The organism is Mahella australiensis 50-1 BON (genome assembly GCF_000213255.1).
Lineage (GTDB): Bacteria > Bacillota > Clostridia > Mahellales > Mahellaceae > Mahella > Mahella australiensis.
In genome coordinates this window covers 1,766,400-1,790,063 of record NC_015520.1, presented here as the reverse complement: position 1 = coordinate 1,790,063, position 23,664 = coordinate 1,766,400, and the positions used below count along the sequence as shown (strand labels likewise).

The 23,664-nt window shown below is 40.6% G+C and carries 20 protein-coding genes; 19 read left to right on the top strand and 1 reads right to left on the bottom strand.

What is annotated here, in order from left to right:
• Positions 1–73: 73 nt before the first annotated feature.
• The 14 genes from pta (at position 74) to MAHAU_RS08380 (ending at position 15,383) form a co-directional block, all read left to right on the top strand.
• The gene (pta, locus tag MAHAU_RS08445) at positions 74–1,060 is read left to right on the top strand and encodes a phosphate acetyltransferase (RefSeq protein ID WP_013781309.1); all 987 of its coding nucleotides are present in this window, start codon (positions 74–76) and stop codon (positions 1,058–1,060) included.
• 26 nt (positions 1,061–1,086) lie between these two features.
• The gene (locus MAHAU_RS08440) at positions 1,087–2,292 is read left to right on the top strand and encodes an acetate/propionate family kinase (protein WP_013781308.1); all 1,206 of its coding nucleotides are present in this window, start codon (positions 1,087–1,089) and stop codon (positions 2,290–2,292) included.
• Between the two features lie 74 nt (positions 2,293–2,366).
• Positions 2,367–2,879, top strand: a complete 513-nt coding sequence (locus MAHAU_RS08435; RefSeq protein ID WP_013781307.1) for a YceD family protein — start codon at positions 2,367–2,369, stop codon at positions 2,877–2,879.
• On the top strand, positions 2,879–3,079 hold the full coding sequence (gene rpmF / locus MAHAU_RS08430; protein ID WP_013781306.1) for a 50S ribosomal protein L32: 201 nt from the start codon (positions 2,879–2,881) through the stop codon (positions 3,077–3,079). Before MAHAU_RS08435 ends, rpmF begins: the two co-directional genes overlap by 1 nt.
• Before the next feature lie 83 nt (positions 3,080–3,162).
• Complete coding sequence (locus MAHAU_RS08425) at positions 3,163–3,762, top strand: DUF6106 family protein (protein ID WP_013781305.1); 600 nt, start codon at positions 3,163–3,165, stop codon at positions 3,760–3,762.
• 8 nt (positions 3,763–3,770) lie between these two features.
• Entirely contained in the window at positions 3,771–4,925 is a 1,155-nt protein-coding gene (locus MAHAU_RS08420; RefSeq protein WP_013781304.1) for a cysteine desulfurase family protein, read from the top strand.
• 3 nt (positions 4,926–4,928) lie between these two features.
• Entirely contained in the window at positions 4,929–6,101 is a 1,173-nt protein-coding gene (gene thiI / locus MAHAU_RS08415) for a tRNA uracil 4-sulfurtransferase ThiI (RefSeq protein ID WP_013781303.1), read from the top strand.
• Between the two features lie 59 nt (positions 6,102–6,160).
• On the top strand, positions 6,161–6,766 hold the full coding sequence (locus MAHAU_RS08410; protein ID WP_013781302.1) for a 50S ribosomal protein L25: 606 nt from the start codon (positions 6,161–6,163) through the stop codon (positions 6,764–6,766).
• A gap of 142 nt (positions 6,767–6,908) precedes the next feature.
• Positions 6,909–8,150: a M16 family metallopeptidase gene (locus tag MAHAU_RS08405; protein ID WP_013781301.1), complete on the top strand. Its 1,242-nt coding sequence runs from the start codon at positions 6,909–6,911 to the stop codon at positions 8,148–8,150.
• A gap of 108 nt (positions 8,151–8,258) precedes the next feature.
• Positions 8,259–8,768, top strand: a complete 510-nt coding sequence (locus tag MAHAU_RS08400; protein ID WP_013781300.1) for a CDP-alcohol phosphatidyltransferase family protein — start codon at positions 8,259–8,261, stop codon at positions 8,766–8,768.
• 23 nt (positions 8,769–8,791) lie between these two features.
• Positions 8,792–11,425 (top strand): valine--tRNA ligase, encoded by a 2,634-nt coding sequence (locus MAHAU_RS08395; RefSeq protein WP_013781299.1) that lies wholly within the window; start codon positions 8,792–8,794, stop codon positions 11,423–11,425.
• A 129-nt stretch (positions 11,426–11,554) separates the two neighbouring features.
• Positions 11,555–11,905, top strand: a complete 351-nt coding sequence (locus MAHAU_RS08390; RefSeq protein WP_041644002.1) for a sulfite exporter TauE/SafE family protein — start codon at positions 11,555–11,557, stop codon at positions 11,903–11,905.
• Positions 11,905–12,252 (top strand): sulfite exporter TauE/SafE family protein, encoded by a 348-nt coding sequence (locus MAHAU_RS08385; protein WP_041644495.1) that lies wholly within the window; start codon positions 11,905–11,907, stop codon positions 12,250–12,252. Before MAHAU_RS08390 ends, MAHAU_RS08385 begins: the two co-directional genes overlap by 1 nt.
• Before the next feature lie 74 nt (positions 12,253–12,326).
• Positions 12,327–15,383, top strand: a complete 3,057-nt coding sequence (locus MAHAU_RS08380; protein ID WP_013781296.1) for a glycosyl hydrolase — start codon at positions 12,327–12,329, stop codon at positions 15,381–15,383.
• Here the strand turns inward: MAHAU_RS08380 and MAHAU_RS08375 are convergent.
• Entirely contained in the window at positions 15,361–16,023 is a 663-nt protein-coding gene (locus MAHAU_RS08375; protein WP_013781295.1) for an MtnX-like HAD-IB family phosphatase, read from the bottom strand. The two genes, MAHAU_RS08380 and MAHAU_RS08375, sit on opposite strands and share 23 nt — an antisense overlap.
• Before the next feature lie 457 nt (positions 16,024–16,480).
• Between MAHAU_RS08375 and MAHAU_RS08370 the strand changes: the two genes are divergently transcribed.
• The 5 genes from MAHAU_RS08370 to MAHAU_RS08350 all read left to right on the top strand — a co-directional run bounded on the left by MAHAU_RS08370 (position 16,481) and on the right by MAHAU_RS08350 (position 23,342).
• A complete protein-coding gene (locus tag MAHAU_RS08370; RefSeq protein WP_245543907.1) occupies positions 16,481–18,580 on the top strand; it encodes an AraC family transcriptional regulator in 2,100 nt (699 codons plus the stop codon).
• A gap of 169 nt (positions 18,581–18,749) precedes the next feature.
• A complete protein-coding gene (locus MAHAU_RS08365; protein WP_013781293.1) occupies positions 18,750–20,462 on the top strand; it encodes a type 2 periplasmic-binding domain-containing protein in 1,713 nt (570 codons plus the stop codon).
• Positions 20,463–20,545: 83 nt separating this feature from the next.
• Entirely contained in the window at positions 20,546–21,502 is a 957-nt protein-coding gene (locus MAHAU_RS08360; RefSeq protein ID WP_013781292.1) for an ABC transporter permease, read from the top strand.
• A 13-nt stretch (positions 21,503–21,515) separates the two neighbouring features.
• A complete protein-coding gene (locus tag MAHAU_RS08355; protein ID WP_013781291.1) occupies positions 21,516–22,430 on the top strand; it encodes a carbohydrate ABC transporter permease in 915 nt (304 codons plus the stop codon).
• Between the two features lie 99 nt (positions 22,431–22,529).
• A complete protein-coding gene (locus MAHAU_RS08350; RefSeq protein WP_013781290.1) occupies positions 22,530–23,342 on the top strand; it encodes a sugar phosphate isomerase/epimerase family protein in 813 nt (270 codons plus the stop codon).
• The last annotated feature ends 322 nt before the right edge of the window (positions 23,343–23,664 follow it).

Here is a 23,664-nt window from a genome sequence, read left to right as displayed (position 1 = left end):
TAACTGCTTATAGCTTTAAATTAGCTTTTTATTTGTTTATAATATATATTGAACGATGGGAGGATAAAATAAAATGAGCGTATTAGAAAGTATAAAGGAAAAAGCAAAAGCTAGTAAACGGTGCATAGTGCTAGCTGAAGGAACGGAAAAGCGAACGCTTAAAGCGGCTGAAAGCATATTAAAAGAAGGCATAGCCGAATTGATAATGCTAGGAGATGAAGACGAGTTTAAGAAATCAGCCCCGTCTTCAGTTCTCGACGGCGTAACCTTTAGAGATCCGTCTAACTCGCCGGATACTGAAAGATTGGCGCAGGAGCTATATGAGCTGCGCAAAAACAAAGGCGTTACCATTGAGAAAGCTCGTCAATTGGTCCTTGATCCGCTATATTATGGTGTCATGCTCGTTAAAATGGGACAAGCAGACGGCATGGTAGCTGGAGCTATACATTCTACGCCGGATGTGCTGCGGCCGGCACTTCAGATCATAAAGACGGCTCCGGGGATAGCACTAGTATCTGGGTGCTTTCTTATGGAAGTGCCAAATAGCAGTTATGGCCACGATGGGGTTTTCATCTTTGCCGATTGTGGTGTAAATCCGAATCCAAACGCTGAGGAATTGGCTCATATAGCCGTTACATCAGCTAATACTTTTAAGAACCTCGTAGGGGCTGAGCCTCGGGTAGCTATGTTATCATTCTCCACCAAAGGCAGTGCTCAGCATGAACTCGTGGATAAAGTAGTGCAGGCTACGCAAATAGCCAAACAACTAGCTCCGGATATAGCTCTGGACGGCGAATTACAGGTGGATGCGGCACTAGTGGAAAGCGTGGCTGAGTTAAAAGCTCCTGGTAGTCCTGTAGGAGGCAAGGCCAACGTATTAATATTCCCAGATTTACAGGCAGGCAATATAGGTTATAAATTAGTAGAGCGTTTGGCCGGTGCTACTGCAGTAGGGCCTATATGTCAGGGTATAGCCAAGCCGGTGAACGATTTATCGCGCGGTTGCAAACCTGAAGATATAGTCGATGCAGTGGCTATTACGGCCGTACAATCTATGTAGAAAGAGCAAGGGGTTGAAATTATAAAGTGAATATATTGGTTATAAATGCTGGAAGTTCGTCGCTCAAATATCAGTTGATCGATATGACTACGGAATCGGTGAGGGCTAAAGGCAATGTAGAGAGGATAGGATTAGATGGCTCGGTATTAAAACACCAGTACAATGGAAATGGTAAGGCAGAGATAAAGCAAGATGTGCAAGACCATCTCGAGGCTTTTAAGCTCGTTATAAAGGCTATAACCGATCCTGAATACGGTGTCATAAAGGATATATCGAAAATATCCGCAGTGGGCCATAGGATGGTAAACGGCGGTGAGAGGTTTATAGATCCTATACTGTTGACCGATGAGATAATAGAGACCATGAAGAATGAGGTTATAGAATTTGCGCCGCTGCATAACCCGGGCGCTCTGATGGGAATGGAGGCCTGTCGCAAGCTTATGCCCGATACGCCTATGGTGGTGGTGGTGGATACCGAGTTTTTTAAAACTTTACCGCGATATGCGTATATGTATGGCTTACCGTATGACGTATATACTCAATATAAGATAAGGCGTTACGGCGCCCATGGCACATCTCATAAGTATGTCTCGCTGAGGGCCGCTAAGATGTTGGGCAAGGCTCCCGAAGAGGTTAAATTGATAACGTGCCATTTGGGTAACGGGTCCAGTATCAGCGCTGTAAGTCATGGCAAGGCCATAGATACCAGCATGGGATTTACGCCATTGGAGGGTCTCATAATGGGTACGAGATCAGGCGATCTTGATCCTGCAGTGGTAACATATCTCATGGAGAAAAAAGGCATGTCGCCATCCGAAATGAATGATTACTTGAATAAGGAATCGGGCATACTTGGTATATCAGGCGTTAGCAGCGATTTGCGAGATGTGGAAGATGCTGCGGTAGCGGGCAATGAGAGGGCGCAGTTGGCTATGGATATGCTTTGTTATAGGGCGAAAAAATATATAGGTTCATATATAGCAGCATTAAATGGCGTGGATGCACTGGTGTTTACCGCCGGCATAGGAGAGAATAATGCTACCGTAAGGAATGGTATATGCCAAGGTTTAGAGAATTTGGGCATAAAGCTGGATTTAGAAAAGAATAAAGTGCGCGGCATAGAAGCCGATATAAGCGCAGAAGATTCAAAGGTCAAAGTGTTTGTTGTGCCGACCAATGAAGAGCTCATGATAGCGCGTGAAACCAGGTCCATTGTAGAAGGTCAAAATTGAATACTTGACAAGAGCCTATATTAGTCTATATAATGAATAATGTTGTATTTTCCCCAAGAGAGGTGATAAAATTGATGCGCATAGATGTTGGCGCACTGCTCGAACAAGAAAGCGGAATCATGGACTTTGCAGTGGACGGCAAACTCGATGAGTTCGTAACAAAGGGTGATAGCTGGAGGCTACCGTGGAGCGTGCATGTAGAGGGAACTATAAGCAACAGCGACGGCATATTGAATATGAAAGGGATTATAACGGGTGCTATACTGCTGAGATGCGATCGTTGCCTTGAGACATTCGTGTGGCCGTTGTTTATAAAGTTAGAGGAAGAGTTTGCGCATACGGCTGTTTCTGACGGGGACGTTCTCAATATATATGAAGGGAATTATCTGGATATAGATAGCATCATATACAATGATATAGTACTGGAAATTCCCATGAAATCTCTATGTACCTTGGAATGCAAGGGTTTATGCCAAAAATGTGGCGTTAATCTCAATTATCAGCGCTGTGAATGTGAACGCGAGAACGCCGACATACGCCTTGCTGGCTTGAGCAACTGGTTTGATAAAAATGGAGGTGAACGATAATGGCGGTACCTAAACGCAAAACTTCAAAGGCTAGAAGGGATAAAAGAAGGGCCAATTGGAAATTGAGCGCTCCGACAATGATGGAATGCCCTCAATGCCATAAAGAAAAATTGCCTCATCATGTATGCCCGTATTGTGGGTATTATGATGGCAAAAAGGTAATGAAAATTGCTGAGAAGGAAAACAAAAAAGCAGTATAGATACTGCTTTTTTGTTTTTCGAGGGCTATATTGCTCGTGTTGTACATTTATGCTATAATAAAACTAGTTAAGGAGGGATATGGATGGAAAATGATTTCCTCAAAAAGGGCGGATTTCACTTAATGGATAATTTCCATGAAGAAGTTGTGATGAAGGATAAGACTACTATGGATTCGCTATTGTATGTCTTAAGTTATATAGCTATGATAGTCTTCGGTATATTGGCGTTATTCATGTTGATGAATATATTACCGCTGCTCTTATCCGGTCAATTTGCTATGGCAATAGCCCCGGCTATATTACTTGTGGCTTTTGGCGGATTGGCTTATTTAGCGTATGTGACCCGCAATAAACAGAGTACTGAATACGAATACACATTTACCAATGGAGAGCTGGATGTAGCAGCTGTTATAATGAATAATAAACGTAAGAAATTGTTATCGGCTAATGCCAAGGAATTTGAGAGTATAGCGCCAGTATCCGATGACAGCTATAAGCGGTTGGCCAATAGTATGAAAGATATGAAAGTATACAAGGCCTTCAGGAATAACGATGTCGATCGCTTGTACTATGGTTTATTTAACCATGACGGCGTAAGGAGTATTTTACTATTTGAGCCTAGCGAAGAGCTTTTGAATATGTTTAAGGCTTATATACCGCGAAATATAAAGGTAAAAGGTTAATACTTGAGATGCCAAAAGAAGTATATCTTGACAACAGCGCTACTACAGTGGTATTGCCTCGGGCAATACAAGATATGGAAGAATGCTTTTTGTGCAGCTATGGGAATCCGTCGTCGCTGCATCAAAAGGGCATTGAGGCCGAGAGAATTCTGAAACATGCCAGGCATATTATAGCTGATTCCATCGGCGCAGACGATAAAAGCATTATTTTCACAGGCAGCGGTACCGAGGCCAATAATCTGGCCATACAAGGCGTAGCGCATACCTATGCGCGCTTTGGTAAGCATTTGATAACTACCAGTATTGAGCACCCATCGGTGCTCAATACTTTTAAAGCGCTGGAGGACGAGGGTTTCAGCGTATCGTATATAGGCGCAGATCGGTACGGTAACATCGATATAGATGAGATGAACGCTACTATAAGGTGCGACACTGTGTTGGTGAGCGTTATGTACGTGAACAACGAGGTGGGCTCAATATTGCCGGTACAGGATATAGGTTCGCTATTAAATAGAAGTGATCATCGTATTATCTTTCATGTCGACGCTGTACAGGCTTACGGCAAACTATCTTTAAAGCCCCTCATGCCATTTGCCGATCTTATGACCGTCAGCGCACATAAAATACATGGCCCCAAAGGCATCGCGGCTCTGTATATACGCGAAGGTACAAGGATTAAACCTCTTATATATGGTGGAGGTCAAGAGAGGGATATACGTTCGGGTACAGAGAATGTGCCCGGAGCAGCAGGTTTTGCTGCCGCAGTAGAGGCGTTGTCAGATAAAAGTTTCGTTTATCTTTTAAGTCTGAAACAGATGCTGGCCAAAGGCATACTGGAGGCTGTGCCCAACGCCAGTATAAATGGGCCGGATGTGGATAAAGGAGCGCCGCATATATTGAATATTTCTTTCAATGGCGTGAGAGGAGAGGTGCTGGTCCATGCTTTGGAGCAGGAAGGTATATATGTCAGCACGGGTTCGGCTTGTTCATCTAGAAAACAAAAGGTGAGCCATGTGCTCAAAGCCATGGGCTTGCCAACAGCTTCATGTGAAAGTGCTATAAGGTTCAGTTTGTCAACATTGAATACCCAAGATGATATAGAATATACTATAAATGCGGTGAGACAAATAGTGCCATCGCTGATGCGTTTTAGCAGGAGGTAGGATTTGAACAATACCGTTATATTGATACGATACGGCGAGATACATCTTAAAGGACTCAATAGGCCTTTTTTTGAGAATACACTGGTCAGAAACATAAGGCATGCATTAGCGGGATTTGACAATGCTGAAGTGCTCAAAGGCGAGGGGCGTTTCTACGTAAGGGGCATTGAACCGCAGAGAATAGATGAAGCTATAACTAGAATAAGGAAAGTTTTCGGCATAGTATCGATAAGCGTTGCGGCAGAAGTGGACAAGGATATGGATGTCATAAAGGCTGTTTCTGTTGAGCAGATGAAACGTGCATACAAAACCGGCAGTACAACTTTCAAGGTTGAAAGCCGGCGTTCGGATAAAACATTTCCGTATAAATCGCCGGATATAAGTAGAGAAGTCGGCGGTTATATATTGGAAAGCATCGATGGCTTAAAAGTAGACGTCCATATGCCGGATGTCGTATTGAATATTGAGATACGCGAGAACGCTTATATATATTATAACCGCATAGATGGCCCCGGAGGTATGCCTGTGGGGACTGCCGGGAAAGCCATGCTCCTCATATCAGGCGGGATAGATAGCCCGGTAGCCGGATATATGATAGCCAAACGAGGTGTGGAGCTGTCAGCAGTGCATTACTATAGCTTTCCATATACCAGCCAGCGGGCAAGGGATAAAGTCGAGGACATATGCCGTATATTGAGCGCTTATACCGGCCCTATAAAAATTCATATGGTGCCGTTTACCGATATACAACAAGCCATATATGAGCGCTGTCCCGATAATCAGCTTACCATTTTGACGCGGCGCTTCATGATGCGAATAGCCCAGAAACTTGCTCGGCAAAATGGCTGCAAGGCTATTGTGACCGGCGAAAGCATTGGCCAAGTGGCTAGCCAAACGATAGATAGCCTGGCTGTTACTGAGGCGGCGGTTGATATGTTGGTATTAAGGCCACTCATAGCTTTCGATAAAGTAGAGATAATGGATGCAGCTAAGAAGATAGGCACATATGAAACCTCTATATTGCCTTATGAGGACTGCTGCACAGTATTTTTGCCGCGCCATCCGGTTACCAAACCCAAATTAGAAGCTATAGAGAATTCTGAAGAATTACTGGATATAGAGTATCTAGAGCAATGTGCTATAGAAAATATGGAAATAGTACCTATAAAAGCTTGAGCATATGGGCGAATTGTGGTAGTATATAATCAGCATACATAAGAAAGGGGAAGATAAATATGGCAGAAAGAGTAGCTTTAGCAATAGAAAAACGACAAGAAACAGGCAGCGGAGCTGCGGCGCGCTTGCGCAGAAGTGGCATGATACCAGGTGTGGTATACGGCAAAAGTATTGCGCCGATTAATGTAAAAGTGCCTGTCAAAGAGCTTCGTGAGATTATATCAAAACATGGTCGTAACGCGGTGCTGAATCTGAATATTGAAGGGCAAACGCTGGCCGCTGTTATAAAGGACTTACAACATGATTTAATGGGTACACAGTACGAACACGTGGATTTTCAACATATACTCATGAACGAGGTCATAAAGACAAAAGTACCCATACGTCTTCAAGGAGAAGGCTTGATAGAGAGCAAAGGTGGCCTGGTGATGCTTCAATTGGATGAATTGGATGTGGAATGTTTGCCAGATAGCCTGCCGGAAGTTATAGAGATCGATGTATCGGATATGGAAGTAGGACAGAGCTTGAAAGTCGCCGATATAAACGTTCCGGAAAATGTACGCATAATTTCCAATCCCGATGAAATTGTGCTAGCCGTAATGGAGACTAAATCGGGGATACAAGAAATCGAAAATGAGGAAAATAACGAGGAAGAACAATTATAATTTGCATAACGTATCGTTGGCAGGGTTCCGTATATTCTATATGGGACCCTGCTGTTATATTTTCCATGTTGAAAAAAGTATATACATAGTATATAATCAAAATCATGTGCGACAATTTTTAGTTATTGCAGGAGGAGTATTAATGTATCAAAGAAAATTGTTACCCAATGGTTTACGTGTAGTGTCAGAGAGATTGCCTTTCTTTAAATCAGTGTCCATAGGTCTATGGATAGGTAGCGGCTCTATAAATGAAACATTGGAGAATAACGGTGTATCCCATTTCATAGAACATATGATATTTAAAGGCACGAATCGGCACAGTGCCAAGAATATCGCCGATATAATAGATGGCGTGGGAGGCCAAATAAACGGTTTTACTGCCAAAGAATGTACATGCTTTTATGTCAAAGTCATGGATGAACATATAGACGTAGCATTGGATTTATTGTCGGATATGGTATTGAATCCTAAACTTAGCGAGGACGATATTCAGAAGGAGAAAGCCGTCATAGCGGAGGAGATACACATGGCGGAGGATTCGCCTGAGGATCTGGTTCAAGAGCTTATGGCTAAGGCTTTTTTCAGGGAACATCCGCTTGGTATGCCTATTTTGGGCAACCAGTATAATGTGATGAATATGGATAAAAGGTCTATAATGGAATATTATAGCGAGTGGTATAATCCATCTAATGCGGTATTGGCTGTGGCTGGCAGTTATGATGAGGATGAGTTGGTAAGGTGTATAAACAAGTACTTCAGTAAATGGAATAATAATTCCAAGAGTAAGCCCATATTTCCGTCTCACGTTGTAAAACCAACTGTTTTAAAAAAAGAAAAACCTATAGAGCAAATCCATTGCTGCATATCTGTGGAGGGGCTCAAGCAGGATGACCCCGATATGTATGCTCTGCTAGCCTTGAATAATATAATAGGAGGGGGCATGAGTTCGCGTTTATTTCAGAAGATAAGGGAAGAACGCGGCATGGCCTATTCGGTATTTTCATACCCATCGTTTTATCCTAATATCGGTATGTTCAGCGTGTATGCTGCTATAAATCCATCGCAAATCAATGAAGTGATTTATCTTATAAAAGAAGAAATACGTAATATATCAAAGGATGGGATATCCCATGAAGAATATAAGCGGGCCAAGGAGCAGTTAAAGGGCAACTATGTACTTGGGTTAGAAAGTACCAGCAATCGTATGAGTGCTTTAGGCAGGGCCGAGCTGGTAATGGGCAGAATATTTACACCAGATGAAATATTGCAAAAAATAGAAGATGTTACAGAAGAACAGATGAATGTTGTCGCTAGTCGGTTATTCAATACTGATATAACCTGTGCAGCCTTTGTCGGCAGTATACCCGACGATTTGCATTATTAAAAAATGAAACTCGTCTTATTGTGCTTGCAGCAAGTATATGGTATAATATGCCCATGTTATAGCGGAGCGATGAAAATGCATTAATATATTTAGGATTGGAGATATAAGATGACGTTGCCCAATGTGCTTACTACCTTTCGGCTGGGATTGGTAGGCGTTTTTTTATATACCTTTTATGGTTTGGACAATAATAATATTTTGTATTCATTTTTAGTATTTACTTTGGCCGAATTAAGCGATGTTTTAGATGGTTATATAGCAAGGCATTATAATATGATAAGCGATTTAGGCAAAATACTAGATCCTATAGCCGATAAAGCCATGTTGCTGGCAATGCTGTTTGCATTGTCCAGCGTCGGCTTGATACCATGGATTGTTTTTATTATAGTATTGGTGAGAGAAGGTATAACGGCTTTGGGTGCTTACATATTGTATAAAAATAAAAAGGTAGTAGCTTATTCGCGCTGGTACGGTAAAGCAGCCGCAGTGATATTTTATATAGCGATAGTTGCAGTGGTGTTCGACGTGCCGTATGCATCGGTTGTATTGACAATAGCTGTCATGCTTAATGTAGCCTCGCTTGTAAAATATTTGTACGATTATTATAAATTGATATAAACTGAATTGATAGGAGGAATAGTATGGAGCAGTTGAGCAAAGCTTATGATCCGTCGAAGGTGGAAGATAAATGGTACACAGAATGGATGGACAAGGGATATTTCAGGGCTGAAGTGGATAAGAATAAACAGCCCTTTTGCATAGTTATGCCACCTCCCAATATTACTGGACAGCTTCACATAGGTCATGCTGTGAATAATACATTACAGGATATACTTATACGTTGGCGCCGTATGCAAGGTTATAATGCGCTTTGGATACCGGGCACTGATCATGCCAGCATAGCTACCGAGGCCAAGATAAAAGATGAACTAGCTAAAGAAGGTATTACAAAATATGATCTGGGCAGAGAAAAATTTCTGGAGAGAGCATGGCAGTGGCGTGAAAAATACGGCCGCCGGATAACTGCTCAATTGAAAAGGCTTGGGGTATCGTGCGACTGGTCGCGGGAACGCTTTACGATGGATGAAGGATGTAGCAGGGCCGTCATAGAAGTATTCGTGCGATTGTATGAGAAAGGCTTGATATATCGCGGTGATCGCATAATAAACTGGTGTCCCGAGTGTAAAACAGCGTTGTCTGATGCCGAGGTTGAGTACGAGGAGGAACACGGTCACCTTTGGCATATACGCTATCCGTTTACCGATGGTTCAGGTTATATGGTGGTAGCTACGACAAGGCCTGAAACCATGCTGGGTGATACAGCAGTAGCTGTAAATCCGAATGATGAGCGTTATAAAGATGTTATAGGCAAAACTGTTATATTGCCTCTTATAAACAGGGAGATATCGGTAATAGCCGATGAATATGTTGATATGGAATTCGGTACCGGTGCTGTAAAGATCACGCCGGCCCATGATCCCAATGACTTTGAAGTGGGGATAAGGCATAACTTACCAGTTATACGCGTCATGGCTGATGATGGGCATATGAATGAGAACGCCGGTCGTTATAATGGTATGGAGAGGTATGAAGCTCGCCGCGCTGTATTAGCGGACCTCGAAGCGCAAGGGTTTATAGATAAAATTGAAAATCATGTTCACAATGTGGGGCATTGCTACAGATGTTCCACTATAGTGGAGCCTATAGTGTCCAAACAGTGGTTTGTTAAGATGGAGCCATTGGCTGAACCTGCTATAGAAGCTGTACGCGATGGCCGTATACAGTTTATTCCCCAGCGCTTTGCTAATATATATTTTAACTGGATGGAAAATATAAAGGATTGGTGCATATCACGCCAACTGTGGTGGGGTCACCGCATCCCGGCGTATTACTGCCACGTATGCGGCAATATTATGGTATTGTCTCAGCGACCCCATACTTGTGATAAATGCGGCTCTGATGATATAGAGCAGGATCCTGATGTCTTGGATACATGGTTTAGCTCGGCGCTATGGCCATTCTCCACGCTGGGTTGGCCGGATCGTACGCTGGAATTAGATTATTTTTACCCAACTGATGTTTTGGTTACCGCCTACGAGATCATTTTCTTTTGGGTAGCGCGTATGATATTCTCCAGCCTTGAACATATGGGTGATATACCTTTCAAATATGTGCTTATACACGGTATAGTGCGCGATGATGAAGGGCGCAAGATGAGCAAATCCCTCGGAAACGGTGTCGATCCGCTAGATGTGGTCGATAAATACGGTGCTGACGCCTTGCGGTTTACGCTGGTAACCGGCAATGCTCCCGGCAACGATATGCGCTTTTACTGGGATAAAGTAGAAGCTAGCCGTAATTTTGCGAATAAGATATGGAATGCGGCCAGGTTTGTATTGCTCAATTTAAATGAACAAGACATCAAGCCCACATCGCTTGATGAGTTAACGTTGCCGGATAGATGGATACTGACACGTTATAGTCAGTTGGTTGAAGAAGTGACATCCAACCTGGAGCGGTTTGAACTAGGTCTTGCGGCACAAAAACTCTATGACTTCATCTGGAGCGAATACTGCGACTGGTATATAGAATTATCTAAAGTACAGCTTCAGCAGGGCGAGGCTGTTAAGACGAATACGCTTTATGTGCTGTGCCATGTATTGGATGGTATCTTAAGGTTGCTACACCCATACATGCCGTTTATTACCGAGGAAATATGGCATCATTTACCGGGATCGTATGGTACAATAATGCTTGCGGATTGGCCATGCGTTGAGGCAGAGTTTGTGTTTGAAGACAGCATAGATAATATGCAGTCCATAATGGATGTAATACAAGCTATACGAAATATAAAGGCTGAAATGAATGTGGAGGCTGGCCGAAAGCCGAAAGTCGTATTGGTTACTGATCCTTCTTACGAGCCTCTATTTCAAGCCAATGCCCGGTATATAGAAAGGTTGGCAGGCGTAAGTGAGTTGAGTATAAAATCTGATAAAAGCGATATATCTGCCGATGCGGTGTCTGCGGTAACCGGACGGGCGGATATATATATACCATTGGGTGAATTGGTAGATATAGCCAAGGAAACAGCGCGCTTGAAAAAGGAATATGATGAACTTTGTGCTGAACTCGATAGGACAAAGGCTAAATTATCCAATCAAAGCTTTATTACCAAGGCACCTACCGCAGTAGTGCAGGCTGAAAGGGATAAGGCAGTTCAATATCAGGCTATGATAGACAGCATAAAAGAGCGATTGGAGCATCTTGAAAAATAAATGTATAAAGCAAGGGTGTTCAGGCCATAGTATGACTAGCGGCATTTGAGGAACAGATATTGAGAAATTATATTTCGAAGAGATATCGATTCCGAGAATGCCGTGAATTTTTATAAACGGGTATTTTTTATGAGAGCCTTAAAGATAACAGCTATAGGATTTGTTACTGGTTTATTCAACGGCCTTTTTGGTTCGGGGGGAGGCATGATAGTTGTACCGGCTATGTCTATGATATTGGGCATTGAAGAGCATGATGCTCATGCAACGGCTTTATCCATAATACTTCCCCTTACTATCGTGAGCATATTTATATATGCCAAAAGTGGTATCGTCGACTGGCAACTTACATGGAAAGTGGCTTTAGGCGGTGTTTCGGGAGGCTATATAGGCGCGCGTTTGTTGCATGTGGTACCTGCCGATACTTTGCGTAAGATATTCGCGGTATTTATGATCATAGCGGCGGTGAGAATGATATTTTGATCTGGATGTTTATCATAGGTTTATTATCAGGTATTATAAGCGGGATGGGTATAGGTGGGGGCACTATACTTATACCCGCTCTTATTTTATTCGGTGGCATAGAACAGCACGTTGCCCAGAGCGTCAATCTTACGGCATTTATACCTACGGCTATAATAGCTATAGCAATTCATTGGAAAAACGGTAATATAAAATATAAGCTGGCAATATGGATCACTATATCGGGCATAGCAGGTGCCCTGATAGGTTCATGGATGGCTATAGGCTTATCATCGAGGACACTGCGCATATCGTTCGGCATATTCCTCATGATCATGGGTATATATGAATTCTTCCGCAAAACATAAAAACCATAAGTATTGCATATCGGCGTCTATTAGGGTAGAATAATGCTTGAAGAATGTTGAGGAGGGCTGTTGCTTTGGATTGGAAGGATCAGCTGAAAAATCCGCCCGAAGAATATAGAGCTATACCTTTTTGGGCGTTGAATGATAAACTGAATGATGATGAGCTGCGTTGGCAAATAAGGCAAATGAAGGAGGCAGGATTGGGCGGTTATTTTATGCATGCTCGTTCTGGTTTAAAGACGCCGTATATGTCTGATGAATGGCTGCAAGCCATCGAAATATGCGTGGAAGAAGGCAAGCGACAGGGCATAAGCCCGTGGCTTTATGATGAAAATGGATGGCCTAGTGGTTTTGCCGATGGCAAAGTGCCTGCCTTGGGCATCGACTATCAGCAGAAATGGCTGGAATGTCGGCAGATAGAACCAGATAATATCTCGTGGACTGATGAAACTATCGGTATATATATCCTAGGCGATAGTTATAGAACTTTCAGATATGCTTCAGGCCAAGAAAGTATTACCATTTTGGGGCCCAAGGAGGTAATGGTGCATATAGGATGGGTAAGTAACCCTTACTATGTGGATGTTTTAAATGAACAAGCCATACGTTCCTTTATAGACAATACGCACGAAGTATATTATGAGCGTATGAAAGATAGCTTTGGCAGCGTTATAAAGGGTATATTCACCGATGAACCCCAGTATGCCTCCAACAGAATTCCGTGGTCATTTTCCTTAGCCGAACAGTTTGAAAACGAACATGGATATAGTATAATCTCAGTTCTTCCTGCACTGTTTTATAAAATAGAGGGATACCAAAGCATAAGATATGACTTTTGGAAGACGGTCAGTCGTCTATTTACGGAAGCCTTCAGCAAGCAAATAGGGGACTGGTGCCGGAATCATAGTATAGTATCTACCGGGCATGTAATGTCTGAAGACAATATGATGGCACAAATGGGGGGTACAGCAGGTGCCATGCCCTTTTATCATTACATGCAAATGCCTGGCATAGACTGGCTATTGCGCCGCATAGGCGGAACGATTACAGTCAAGCAGGTATCATCGATAGCTCATCAACTGGGCCAAAAGCATATTATATCAGAAATGTTTGGTTGCTCGGGTTGGAACATCAGTTTTGAAGAACTCAAGTGGATAGCCGAATGGCAATACGTACTTGGCGTAAATACTGTGTGTCAGCATCTTGAGTGGTACAGCATGAAAGGCTTGCGAAAGAGGGACTATCCCCCCAGCTTATTTTACCAGCAACCGTGGTGGCCTGATTATAAGTTGTTTAACGATTATTTTGCGCGTTTGAGCTTGTTGCTAACCGAAGGACAACATATATGTGATGTTTTAGTGCTCCATCCTTTGCACAGTGCCTGGATGGAATATAGTCCTATCGATAACGAGTCTATAAAGAAACTGGATGAGGCCTTGAACGATGTGAGCCGTTGGCTTATGGAATTACACATAGATTACGATTATGGCGATGAAAGCATATTGAGCGAATATGCTGATGTAGATGGTCATACCCTTGCGGTAGGTAAAGCACGTTATAAGGTAGTGGTTATACCTCCGGCTTTTACATTGGACAAGGCTACAGTGCGACTGATTCAGCGCTTTGTTCAATCAGGCGGAAGGGTTATATCGATAGGGAATTTTCCGATGCTTGTCAATGGGCGGGACAGCGATGATTTGGTTATGTTAAGATCGAAAGTAAAGTGTATAGAGTTGGATAAGAGTGAGATAAAGGTTGCTTTAAGCGATTTGAGGCTTAATATATGTGATCAGAATGGCAATGATATAAGTTATATATATGTTCAGCAAAGGGATATAAATGGCGGTCAAAGGCTCATATTTGCGGTCAATATAAGTCAAACCGATAGTGTATGTGCGCGTATGGTATTAGAGGGAAGCTGGTATCCCAAACTATGCCGGTTGGAAAATGGAGAATACGAGGTCATATCGGCAGGTTATGCTGAAGGTAGCACGTCGATTGAATTGAATTTTATGCCCATGCAGTCTTATGCTATATTGCTGGATAAAAACGGAACAGATAATAATGGGGCTGTATTACATATTGCTCAGCTTGAAGAAATACCGGTTATCTTGGCTGATCAGTGGTATATAGAGTTGGAAGATTATAATGCGCTGACGTTGGATTATGCCTGTGTATCGGTAGATGCTGGTCCGTGGTCTAAGCCGATGCCAGTTATAGCTATACAGGACATGCTTTTGCGCATGGGACGAGCTGCCCGGGTGGCATTGAAGTTTAGCTTTAATGTTGAATATCAACCTTTCTATAATGAGGAAATATATCTTGGCATAGAAGATGCAGTTAGGTTTGATATAGAGGTAAACGGACGACATGTGGAATATGATGATATAGGTTGGTGGCGCGATAAATCCATTAAAAAGGTGGATATAAGCAAATATGTTTGTTGTGGCATAAATGAGGTTATATTGAAAACTGACTTTGAATATTCCGATGATGTCTATCAGCTTTTAACGACGCCTAATATTCATGAATCGCAGACAAATAAGATGACATACGATACTGAGATAGAGAGCATATACCTTTTAGGGCATTTTGGTGTATATAGCATGTCTGATCATAAATATGGAGACCGTAGGGCTGTATTTACCGATGGACCTTTTGTGTGCCGCCAGATGCCCACGACGGTAACAATTGGCGATCTTAGTGTACAGGGCCTGGTATTTTATGCAGGTAATGTAAAACTCATTCAACATATCGACATACCCCATTTGAAACTAGGACAAAGGGTTTATTTGGATTTATGCACAAAACCAGATGATGTACTTACCAAAGTATGGATAAACGAAAAAGTTGCTGGTAATATTCCGTGGGCTCCCTATAAAATAGATGTTACTGATGTTCTGAAGAGCGGACAAAATACTTTGGGAGTGGAACTGATGGGCAGCTGCCGGAACCTGTTGGGCCCACATCATCATATAGCTGGTGAGCTATACGCTGTTGGCCCATTAAGCTTTACAAATCGTAAAGGTTGGACTGATGCTGATATTGACTGCGATGATATATGGACGGATAGATACTGCTTTACGCGTTTCGGTTTATCATCGCAGCCTAAGATAATGATAACATCATAGATAGTGCATTTTTTACATCGTTAAAATCGCCGAACGGTATATAGGCTATGCTGTTGTTCTCGCAATATTGAGCCAAATGGCTTTTTGCGAATACTATGTCGGCTTTCTCAGCAACGTACCGATCAGAGAAACCGTCGCCTATAAATATAACATCGTAGCCTATATCCTTGTATTTTATATAAGCTCCTGCTTTGCAGTTGGCACATATGTCGCAGTACGGGTTTTGATATGGGAATTCCAGTACAACCTTATCTGCATTAAAATGCGCTCTGTTACAATATACGGTCACGTCCGACATATTTATACCATATTTTTCAAACAAGGCTTTTATATAATACTGAAAACCGTCGCTTAGTACGGCCAGCTCTAGGTTATTTTGTTGGCAAAAGCCTATAAATTGCTTAAAATAAGGGTCGAGGTAAAAGCCCTTCACAAATTCGACCACGTCTTGTTCGGTACCATGAAATCCTGCATACAGCCGCCTGTACAGTTCGGCTGATCCTATAACCTTATTGCGGAAATCGCTTTCCAATTGTTTGCCGTTATCCACCCGTATAAATTCTTGTATAACCTGGTCGCCTATATCTAGAGTGGATATGGTACCGTCAAAATCCGTTAGTACAGCGTATTTTTTATCCATAAAGTCCTTCCTTAATGTTATTTTCGCTTATATAGACTATATCATATTTTCAGCGCTAATAATAGCATTTCTTTAATTTCCATCATCTTGAGATTAATCGTTATCGTCGCCTATGCGCGATGGTACATGAATAGTTATATAAGATGAACTGGAACCGCAGAACTGCTTGCATAGTGTATACATATAATGTATAATGTGCTATGATAAGCAGGAGCTTAGTCATGTGTTCTGTATGCTTTGAGGAGGGGAAGTGTTGAATATGGGGTTAAAAAAACGAAGAGCCAGCAAGGTTTTTATAGGATTCTTTATATCATATATTATAATATTGTTCATACCCATCACTACGGGAAGTATAATATATAACAGAGCTATTTCAGCATTAACGGAGCAGAACGCCAAATATGATAACGCAATGTTGTTACAGCTAAGGGATACGTTGGATGGTAGAATAGATCAGATGAATCAAATAATTACTGAGGTATCGCTAAATAACGCAGTAAAAGGTTTTTTGTATGTTTCCAATCCTTCAAATAGTTTTGACCGTTATAATGCTGTACAACTTATAAAGGACTTAGCTGCGTACAAAAATGTCAGTAATTCTATAGATGACTTTTATGTCTATTTTTCCGCCAGTGATGTTATATTAACTCCTGATGGTAAATATGACCCTGAAATGTTTTACAGAGTGGGATATTGCTATCAGAACTTAGGTCCTGATTATTGGTATGATAATGTACTAAAGAAACGTTTTGTAAAAAGCGATTTTATCTATCCAACCATGCAATCCAGCAGCAATAGCGATAGAAAGTACTTAACGTATATTCGAACGGTACCATTGGACAACTCTTCCGGTAACTATGCAAATATTGTACAACTCATTTCTGTACAAAAATTACAACAAATGTTGAAGGAGATAGCAGAAACTAGTAAGAGTGATTTATATATAATCGATGATAATAATAGAATAGTAGTATCCAACGATAATAGCGAACTGTCGTTGGATGTATTGAATGATGTTAAATCTGACAATGGGATATTTTATAAAACAATAAATAATAAAGAAGTTGCTTTTTCTTACATCGCATCCAGACAGATCGGATGGAGGTATGTGGTTGCAATACCTAGCGATGTATATTTAGCTCCAGTACAAGATATAAAATATATGACTGTTGTAATAATTGCAATATGTTTGGTGTTGGGTATTATAATAGCTTATTTTATGGCATACAGGGACTACAACCCTATAAAGAAGATTATACAACAATTAATGGTGCATGCTGATAAAAATAACATAGCCAATATACGCGATGAATACGACTTTATAGAGCGGACGGCTATATCTAGCATAATTAATGAACAACAAATGAGACATCAATTGGATGCTAGGATGCCCATACTTAGGTCGGAATTTTTAAAAAGGCTTTTAGTTGGCAAAGATGTGAATTATGATGTTATAAAAGATTCGCTTGAATTTTATAACCTACATTTTGATGATAATAAATTTTTGGTATGCATCATCCACATAGACGATTATAGTAAATTTGCTATAAGCAGTGAATTAGAAAAGGAATTGGCATTAGCGAAATTTATAATAACGAATATAGCTGAAGAGGTGTTAGCCCCATATGGTAAATGCTATATAATGGAATCTGATGAGCGTACTATCGATGTAATAATTAATATGAAAGATGCTGTTTTAGATGAAATAATTGCTGAGCTTAAGAAAGTGCAGGGAATTATACAAGGGGAATTTTCAATACTCTTTAGCGCTTATATAGGCGGTATAGTATATAACATAAAGGAAATAAAAAATTCTTATGCTCAAGCGGTTACAGTGATGAACTATAAAATAGCTATGGGATACGGTGTTATAGCAGATTATTCACAAATAGAAGAAAGAAATAAAAAAGAATATTATTACTATCCTTTGGAAGTTGAAAGCAAACTTATAAATTATGTAAAAGCTGGTGATGCTCAAAAGGCTCTTGCTTTATTAGATGAAACATTGAAAGAAAACTTTCAAAAGAGGAAATTGCCCTATGAGCTGTTGCAGTGTTTATTTTTTGATATAATGAGCACTGGAATAAAAATAATGAATGAAATCGGTTTGGAACAGCTTCCCATGGAAAGCCTGTGCAAATGCGATACTGTAGAACAAATGCATCAAGAACTAAAAGGGATATTTACAAAGATATGCGAGCATATAAATGCCAATAAAAAAAGTCATAATGAGGAATTAAGAGAAATAATACTTGATTTGGTGGGAAAAGATTATAGGAATAATAAGCTAGGCCTTTCATATCTGGCCAATAAGATAGGTATTAGCGAAGCCTATCTGTCCCATTTTTTCAAGGAGCAAACGGGTATTAATTTATCGGATTATATAAATCAAGTGCGTTTAAAGCATGCTAAAGAAATATTAAAGCAAGGCTGTACATTGTCTGAAACAGCTCAGAATGTAGGTTATACTAATGATTTAGCGCTTATAAGAGCATTTAAGAAATACGAAGGAATAACCCCCGGTAAATTTAAAGACACCATGTCTGATAACCCATAATATAAAGAAATGATAGTTGTAGTCAAAGAGATGATAGCTGTATTCTAAAGCATTGCAAGTATAATAACGCCACCTGATAATTTACATTTTTATCGTACCCATATTAGAATAAATGCGTAGACCAAAGCATATGGTCTACGCATTTTCAATTTTATAGGAGGTATTTGCCGTGAAAAGAAATTCTAAACTGTTAGCTCTTTTGTTGGTGGCGGTCCTTATAGGTAGCTTATTGGCTGCTTGTGGAGGCTCCGGTGGCTCATCGGACAACGATGCAGTACTGGCTGGAGAAAAGGTGGATAAAGGACAGAATTCGGAAGAAGGGGGCACACAAACAAGCGATGGGACTGTAACACTGCCGCTTACGCAAGAACCGATAACCTTTACTTATTGGGTGCCATTTGGCGGTACGTCAAAGGAGGTTATAACGGACCTAAGCCACAATTTGGTTTATCAAGAATTGGAGAAATTAACTAATGTAAAAATAGAGTTTGTTCATCCGGCTGAAGGACAAGAAGTAGAACAGTTTAACCTTATGGTAGCGTCAGGTGATTTGCCTGATATCATTGAGCAAGGTGAGCGTTATAAAGGTGGTATAGATAGAGCAATAGCCGATGGTATTTATATAAGGTTGAATGAGTTGGTAGATAAATATGCCCCAAATTATAAAAAAGCGATAGAATCTAACCCACAATTAAAGAAAGAGGTATATACCGATCAAGGAAATCTATCGGGTTTTGGCATGGTAACCAGCGACGTATATGGTACGCCTGATAACCCAGTGCCACTTGATGTAGCTAAAGAAAATTCATGGACTGGACCGTTCATAAGAAAGGATTGGCTGGATGAATTAGGACTTCCTATCCCGTCCGCTGTAGATGAATGGTATACTGCATTGAAAGCATTTAAGGAACAAAAAAATGCTGAAGTGCCAATATTATTTATGTATCACCCGAATGGTATAGACACAACAGCTGGTACGTTTGTGAGTGCTTTTGATATAGGGCCGGGTTTTTATCTTGATACAAAGGACAATAAGGTTAAATATGGGCCGATTGAGGCCGGATTTAAGGAATATTTAACTATGATAAATAAATGGTATAGCGAGGGATTGATCGATCCTGATTTTCCGACCAGAGATAACAAAAGCTCTCAGGCTTTGTATATGGATGGAAAGGTGGGAGCGGTATTGCAGGAGGGTACAGGTCTAGTACTGAAGGCTAGGGCTGTGAATGTAGAATTTGCTGGAGCACCTTATCCTAAAAAAGATGCCTCATCTGATATTCATTGGAGATATACGAATCCTTTATGCAGAGCTAATTATGGTGTTATAACATCGGCGTGCAAAAACCCTGAATTGGCTGTTAAATGGTTTGATTATCATTATACTGAAGATGGATTTAAATTGTGCAACTTTGGTCCAGAAGGCAAAACATATGATGGTTTGGACGAAAAAGGAAGGCCGAAGTATCTTGAGCATATAGAAATAGATGGGAATGAATATCCTCTGGCTAAGGATAATTATCAAGGTTTCGATAGAATTAATATGGTATTTAGATTGCATAATGGACCTTATCTAAAGAGCGATCTTAGATCAAATCCGAGAAGATGGATGGAAGACTTGGAATCATATCGTGTGACATGGGAGAATCAACCGGACGATTATGTTTTACCGCCAATAACTATGACAGATCAAGAAGGTGCTGAGTACGCGTCTATTATGAGCGATGTGGATACTTACAAAGACCAGATGATATTGAAATTTATAATGGGCACAGAACCATTAAGCAGCTTTGATAAGTATGTAGAACAGATAAAATCTTTAGGTATTGATAAGGCTATAGCCATTCAAGAAGCGGCTCTTAAACGGTATAATGAACGATAGTTTTTATTTAAAAGGGGTAGCGGTTAAATCCCTACCCTTTTCAGTAAATATATGACTTGGGAAAGAAAGGAAGAACCGAAATTATGAGTACACCGATAGCCCAATCGCCGTTAAATATAGGAAAAAAGGATAATTGGAGAACGATTATTGCTAAAGACTTTGTAAGAAATAAGTATATATATATAATGGCTATACCTGTTTTAGCCTACTATATAATTTTTCAGTATGGGCCGATGTATGGCCTTATGATAGCTTTTAAAGATTTTAGTCCAGGTAAAGGCATATGGGGTAGTCCATGGGTTGGCTTTAAGCATTTTGAAAGTTTTTTCAACGGGCCGTATGCTTGGCAATTAATAAGGAATACATTGCTCATCAGTATATATAGTTTATTATGGGGATTTCCAGCACCTATAATATTGGCTTTGTTATTAAATGAGGTCAGAAATAATACATTTAAAAGAACCGTCCAGACAATAACATATCTTCCGCATTTTATTTCATTGGTTGTGGTGTGCGGTCTGATAGTAGATTTTACTGCTTCAGACGGCGTAATAAATGATATAATAGAGATGCTGGGTGGACAAAGAACTAATTTTATGATGAAGCCGGAATGGTTCAGAACAATATATATAGGCTCTGGAATATGGCAGGAAATAGGCTGGGGCAGCATAATATATCTTGCTGCTATAACAAACATAGACCCTCAGTTATATGAAGCGGCAACAATAGATGGTGCCAGTAGATGGCGACAAACATTTCACATAACAATTCCGGGAATAACGCCCACTATTGTCATCCTTTTAATTCTTAGATTGGGTGGATTAATGAGCGTGGGTCATGAAAAAATACTGCTGCTCTATAATCCTACCACTATGGAAACGGCTGATGTGATTTCCACTTATGTTTATAGGAGAGGATTGCTTGATTTTGATTACAGTTTTAGTACGGCGGTAGGTTTATTTAACTCTCTGATAAATTTTGGATTATTAGTGGCGGCCAATGCTATTAGCAGAAAAGTATCGGAAACAAGCTTGTGGTAAAGGGGTGAAATAAATGCTTGTAAAAAGGACTGCCGGTGAAAGGATTTTCGATATAATAAACGCTTTTATACTCATTATACTTTGTATAGTTTGCATATACCCGATGCTCTATGTTGTATTTGCGTCTTTTAGCGATCCGATAGAACTTATGAAACATAGAGGGCTTCTTTTGTGGCCACTTGGAAATCCCACAATCGAGGGTTATAAATTAGTGTTTCAGAATCCCAGTATAACTAATGGTTACAAAAATACTATAATTTACGTAGTGGCCGGTACTGCTATAAATATATTCATGACTTCATTGGGGGCCTATGTGCTTTCCAGAAAGAACGTTTTGTGGAGAAACCTGATGATGTTTATTGTAACTTTTACTATGTTTTTCAGTGGCGGCATGATACCGACGTATTTGTTGGTAAAGAATCTGAATATGTTAAATACCAGATGGGCTATTTTGATACCTGGCGCTATTTCAACTTATAATATGATTATAATGCGTACCTCATTTGCGGCTATACCAGACAGCTTAGAGGAATCGGCAAAAATGGATGGCGCCAATGATTTTATAGTTCTATTTAGGATAATACTTCCCTTATCTACAGCTGTTTTGGCGGTTATGGTATTATTCTATGGTGTGGGACACTGGAACGCATGGTTCAACGCTATGATATATTTGCGCGACAGAAATTTGTTTCCATTGCAGCTTATATTGAGGGAGATATTGCTTGCCAATGATCTGCAGTCGATGAGCGATGTTGGCAATTTAGTCGGAGGTGCAGCGATGCAAGCTGGGACAGACGTAGTATATTTTGCCAGAGAGCTGGTGAAATATTGTACCATAGTAGTGGCTACGGTACCTATATTGGCTTTATATCCATTCTTGCAAAAATATTTTGTGAAAGGTGTAATGATCGGTTCCCTAAAAGAATAATTGGACAGAAATATGTATCTTATATTATCATGGATTATGCGAATGCACGGTAATCGATTTACCGTAGTGAATGAGTAAATATTGGAAAGGATGGCAGCGATGAAGATATCTTTTACGACGCTTTCATGTCCCGACTGGAGTTGGGATAAAATATTGAAGGAGGCAGTGCGGCTTGGTTATGACGGTATAGAAGTACGAGGCGTAGAAGGCGAAATGTTCTTACCCAAAGCGAAACCTTTTTTGCCGGAAAATATTGACAACACTATATCTGTATTAAAACAAAAAGGCTTAGCAATTTGTTGCCTTGATACATCATCATCTTTTCATGATCCGGAAAGATTCGATGCGGCTATACTTGAAGCTGAAAAGACTATAGATTTGGCACAGAGTCTCGGCGTGCCTTATATAAGGGTGTTCGGTAATAATATACCGAATCCAGCGAAAAAGGAAGAAACGATAAAACGCGTTGCTAAAGGACTAGAAACTGTGGGCACATACGCTGATCGAAAGGGAATCTGCGTGCTTATTGAAACTCATGGAGATTTTTCTTCGTCAAATAACCTGTTACAGGTGTTAAATCGTGTAGATAATCCTGCTATAGGTGTCTTATGGGATATAAATCATCCATATAAAGTCTTTGGCGAACCGATAGAAGTTACCTTTGAAAGGTTGGGCAAGTATATAAAACATACGCATATTAAAGATTCTAAAGGTAAGGGTAAGGAGGCTACGTTGTGCCTTATAGGTGAAGGCGATGTGCCAATTGCAGAATGCATAGATATACTCAAGCGACATGGGTATAGCGGATGGCTGTCCCTTGAATGGGAGAAAAAATGGCACCCGGAGCTGGAAGAACCAGAGTTGGTCATACCAGCGTATATAAGATATATAAAGAAAATGCTTTCCGCATAAGCAAATAGCCGGCGTTAGTTTGCTCAAGCGAAACGAATTGTAAATACGCAATTATTACGTGGCATAAGGCTTGACATATATACCTCGACCTCGCTACGGCTGTGAAGCTGGACCACTACGCAATCAAAGATTGCTGTGGTCTTACGCTTCAAAAGCCCGCTCGGTATATATGTCAAGCCTGTAGCGGGCGTAGGATTTATATCATTGTATGCGCTAAACTTGCCATATTACGAATCGCAGAAACTAGGAAATAAGCATTGTTTATAAGCCCGCCATGATATATAATAGTTTAGAAGTGAGTAAGAGCTATTATTTCGTTAGG

Bases quoted from the DNA above. Each gene is read 5' to 3' on its own strand.
- pta (WP_013781309.1), top strand. From the start codon at position 74: ATGAGCGTATTAGAAAGTATAAAGGAAAAAGCAAAAGCTAGTAAACGG.
- MAHAU_RS08435 (WP_013781307.1), top strand. From the start codon at position 2,367: ATGCGCATAGATGTTGGCGCACTGCTCGAACAAGAAAGCGGAATCATG.
- rpmF (WP_013781306.1), top strand. From the start codon at position 2,879: ATGGCGGTACCTAAACGCAAAACTTCAAAGGCTAGAAGGGATAAAAGA.
- MAHAU_RS08425 (WP_013781305.1), top strand. From the start codon at position 3,163: ATGGAAAATGATTTCCTCAAAAAGGGCGGATTTCACTTAATGGATAAT.
- MAHAU_RS08420 (WP_013781304.1), top strand. From the start codon at position 3,771: ATGCCAAAAGAAGTATATCTTGACAACAGCGCTACTACAGTGGTATTG.
- MAHAU_RS08410 (WP_013781302.1), top strand. From the start codon at position 6,161: ATGGCAGAAAGAGTAGCTTTAGCAATAGAAAAACGACAAGAAACAGGC.
- MAHAU_RS08405 (WP_013781301.1), top strand. From the start codon at position 6,909: ATGTATCAAAGAAAATTGTTACCCAATGGTTTACGTGTAGTGTCAGAG.
- MAHAU_RS08400 (WP_013781300.1), top strand. From the start codon at position 8,259: ATGACGTTGCCCAATGTGCTTACTACCTTTCGGCTGGGATTGGTAGGC.
- MAHAU_RS08395 (WP_013781299.1), top strand. From the start codon at position 8,792: ATGGAGCAGTTGAGCAAAGCTTATGATCCGTCGAAGGTGGAAGATAAA.
- MAHAU_RS08390 (WP_041644002.1), top strand. From the start codon at position 11,555: ATGAGAGCCTTAAAGATAACAGCTATAGGATTTGTTACTGGTTTATTC.
- MAHAU_RS08375 (WP_013781295.1), bottom strand. From the start codon at position 16,023: ATGGATAAAAAATACGCTGTACTAACGGATTTTGACGGTACCATATCC.
- MAHAU_RS08370 (WP_245543907.1), top strand. From the start codon at position 16,481: ATGAATCAAATAATTACTGAGGTATCGCTAAATAACGCAGTAAAAGGT.
- MAHAU_RS08360 (WP_013781292.1), top strand. From the start codon at position 20,546: ATGAGTACACCGATAGCCCAATCGCCGTTAAATATAGGAAAAAAGGAT.
- MAHAU_RS08355 (WP_013781291.1), top strand. From the start codon at position 21,516: ATGCTTGTAAAAAGGACTGCCGGTGAAAGGATTTTCGATATAATAAAC.
- MAHAU_RS08350 (WP_013781290.1), top strand. From the start codon at position 22,530: ATGAAGATATCTTTTACGACGCTTTCATGTCCCGACTGGAGTTGGGAT.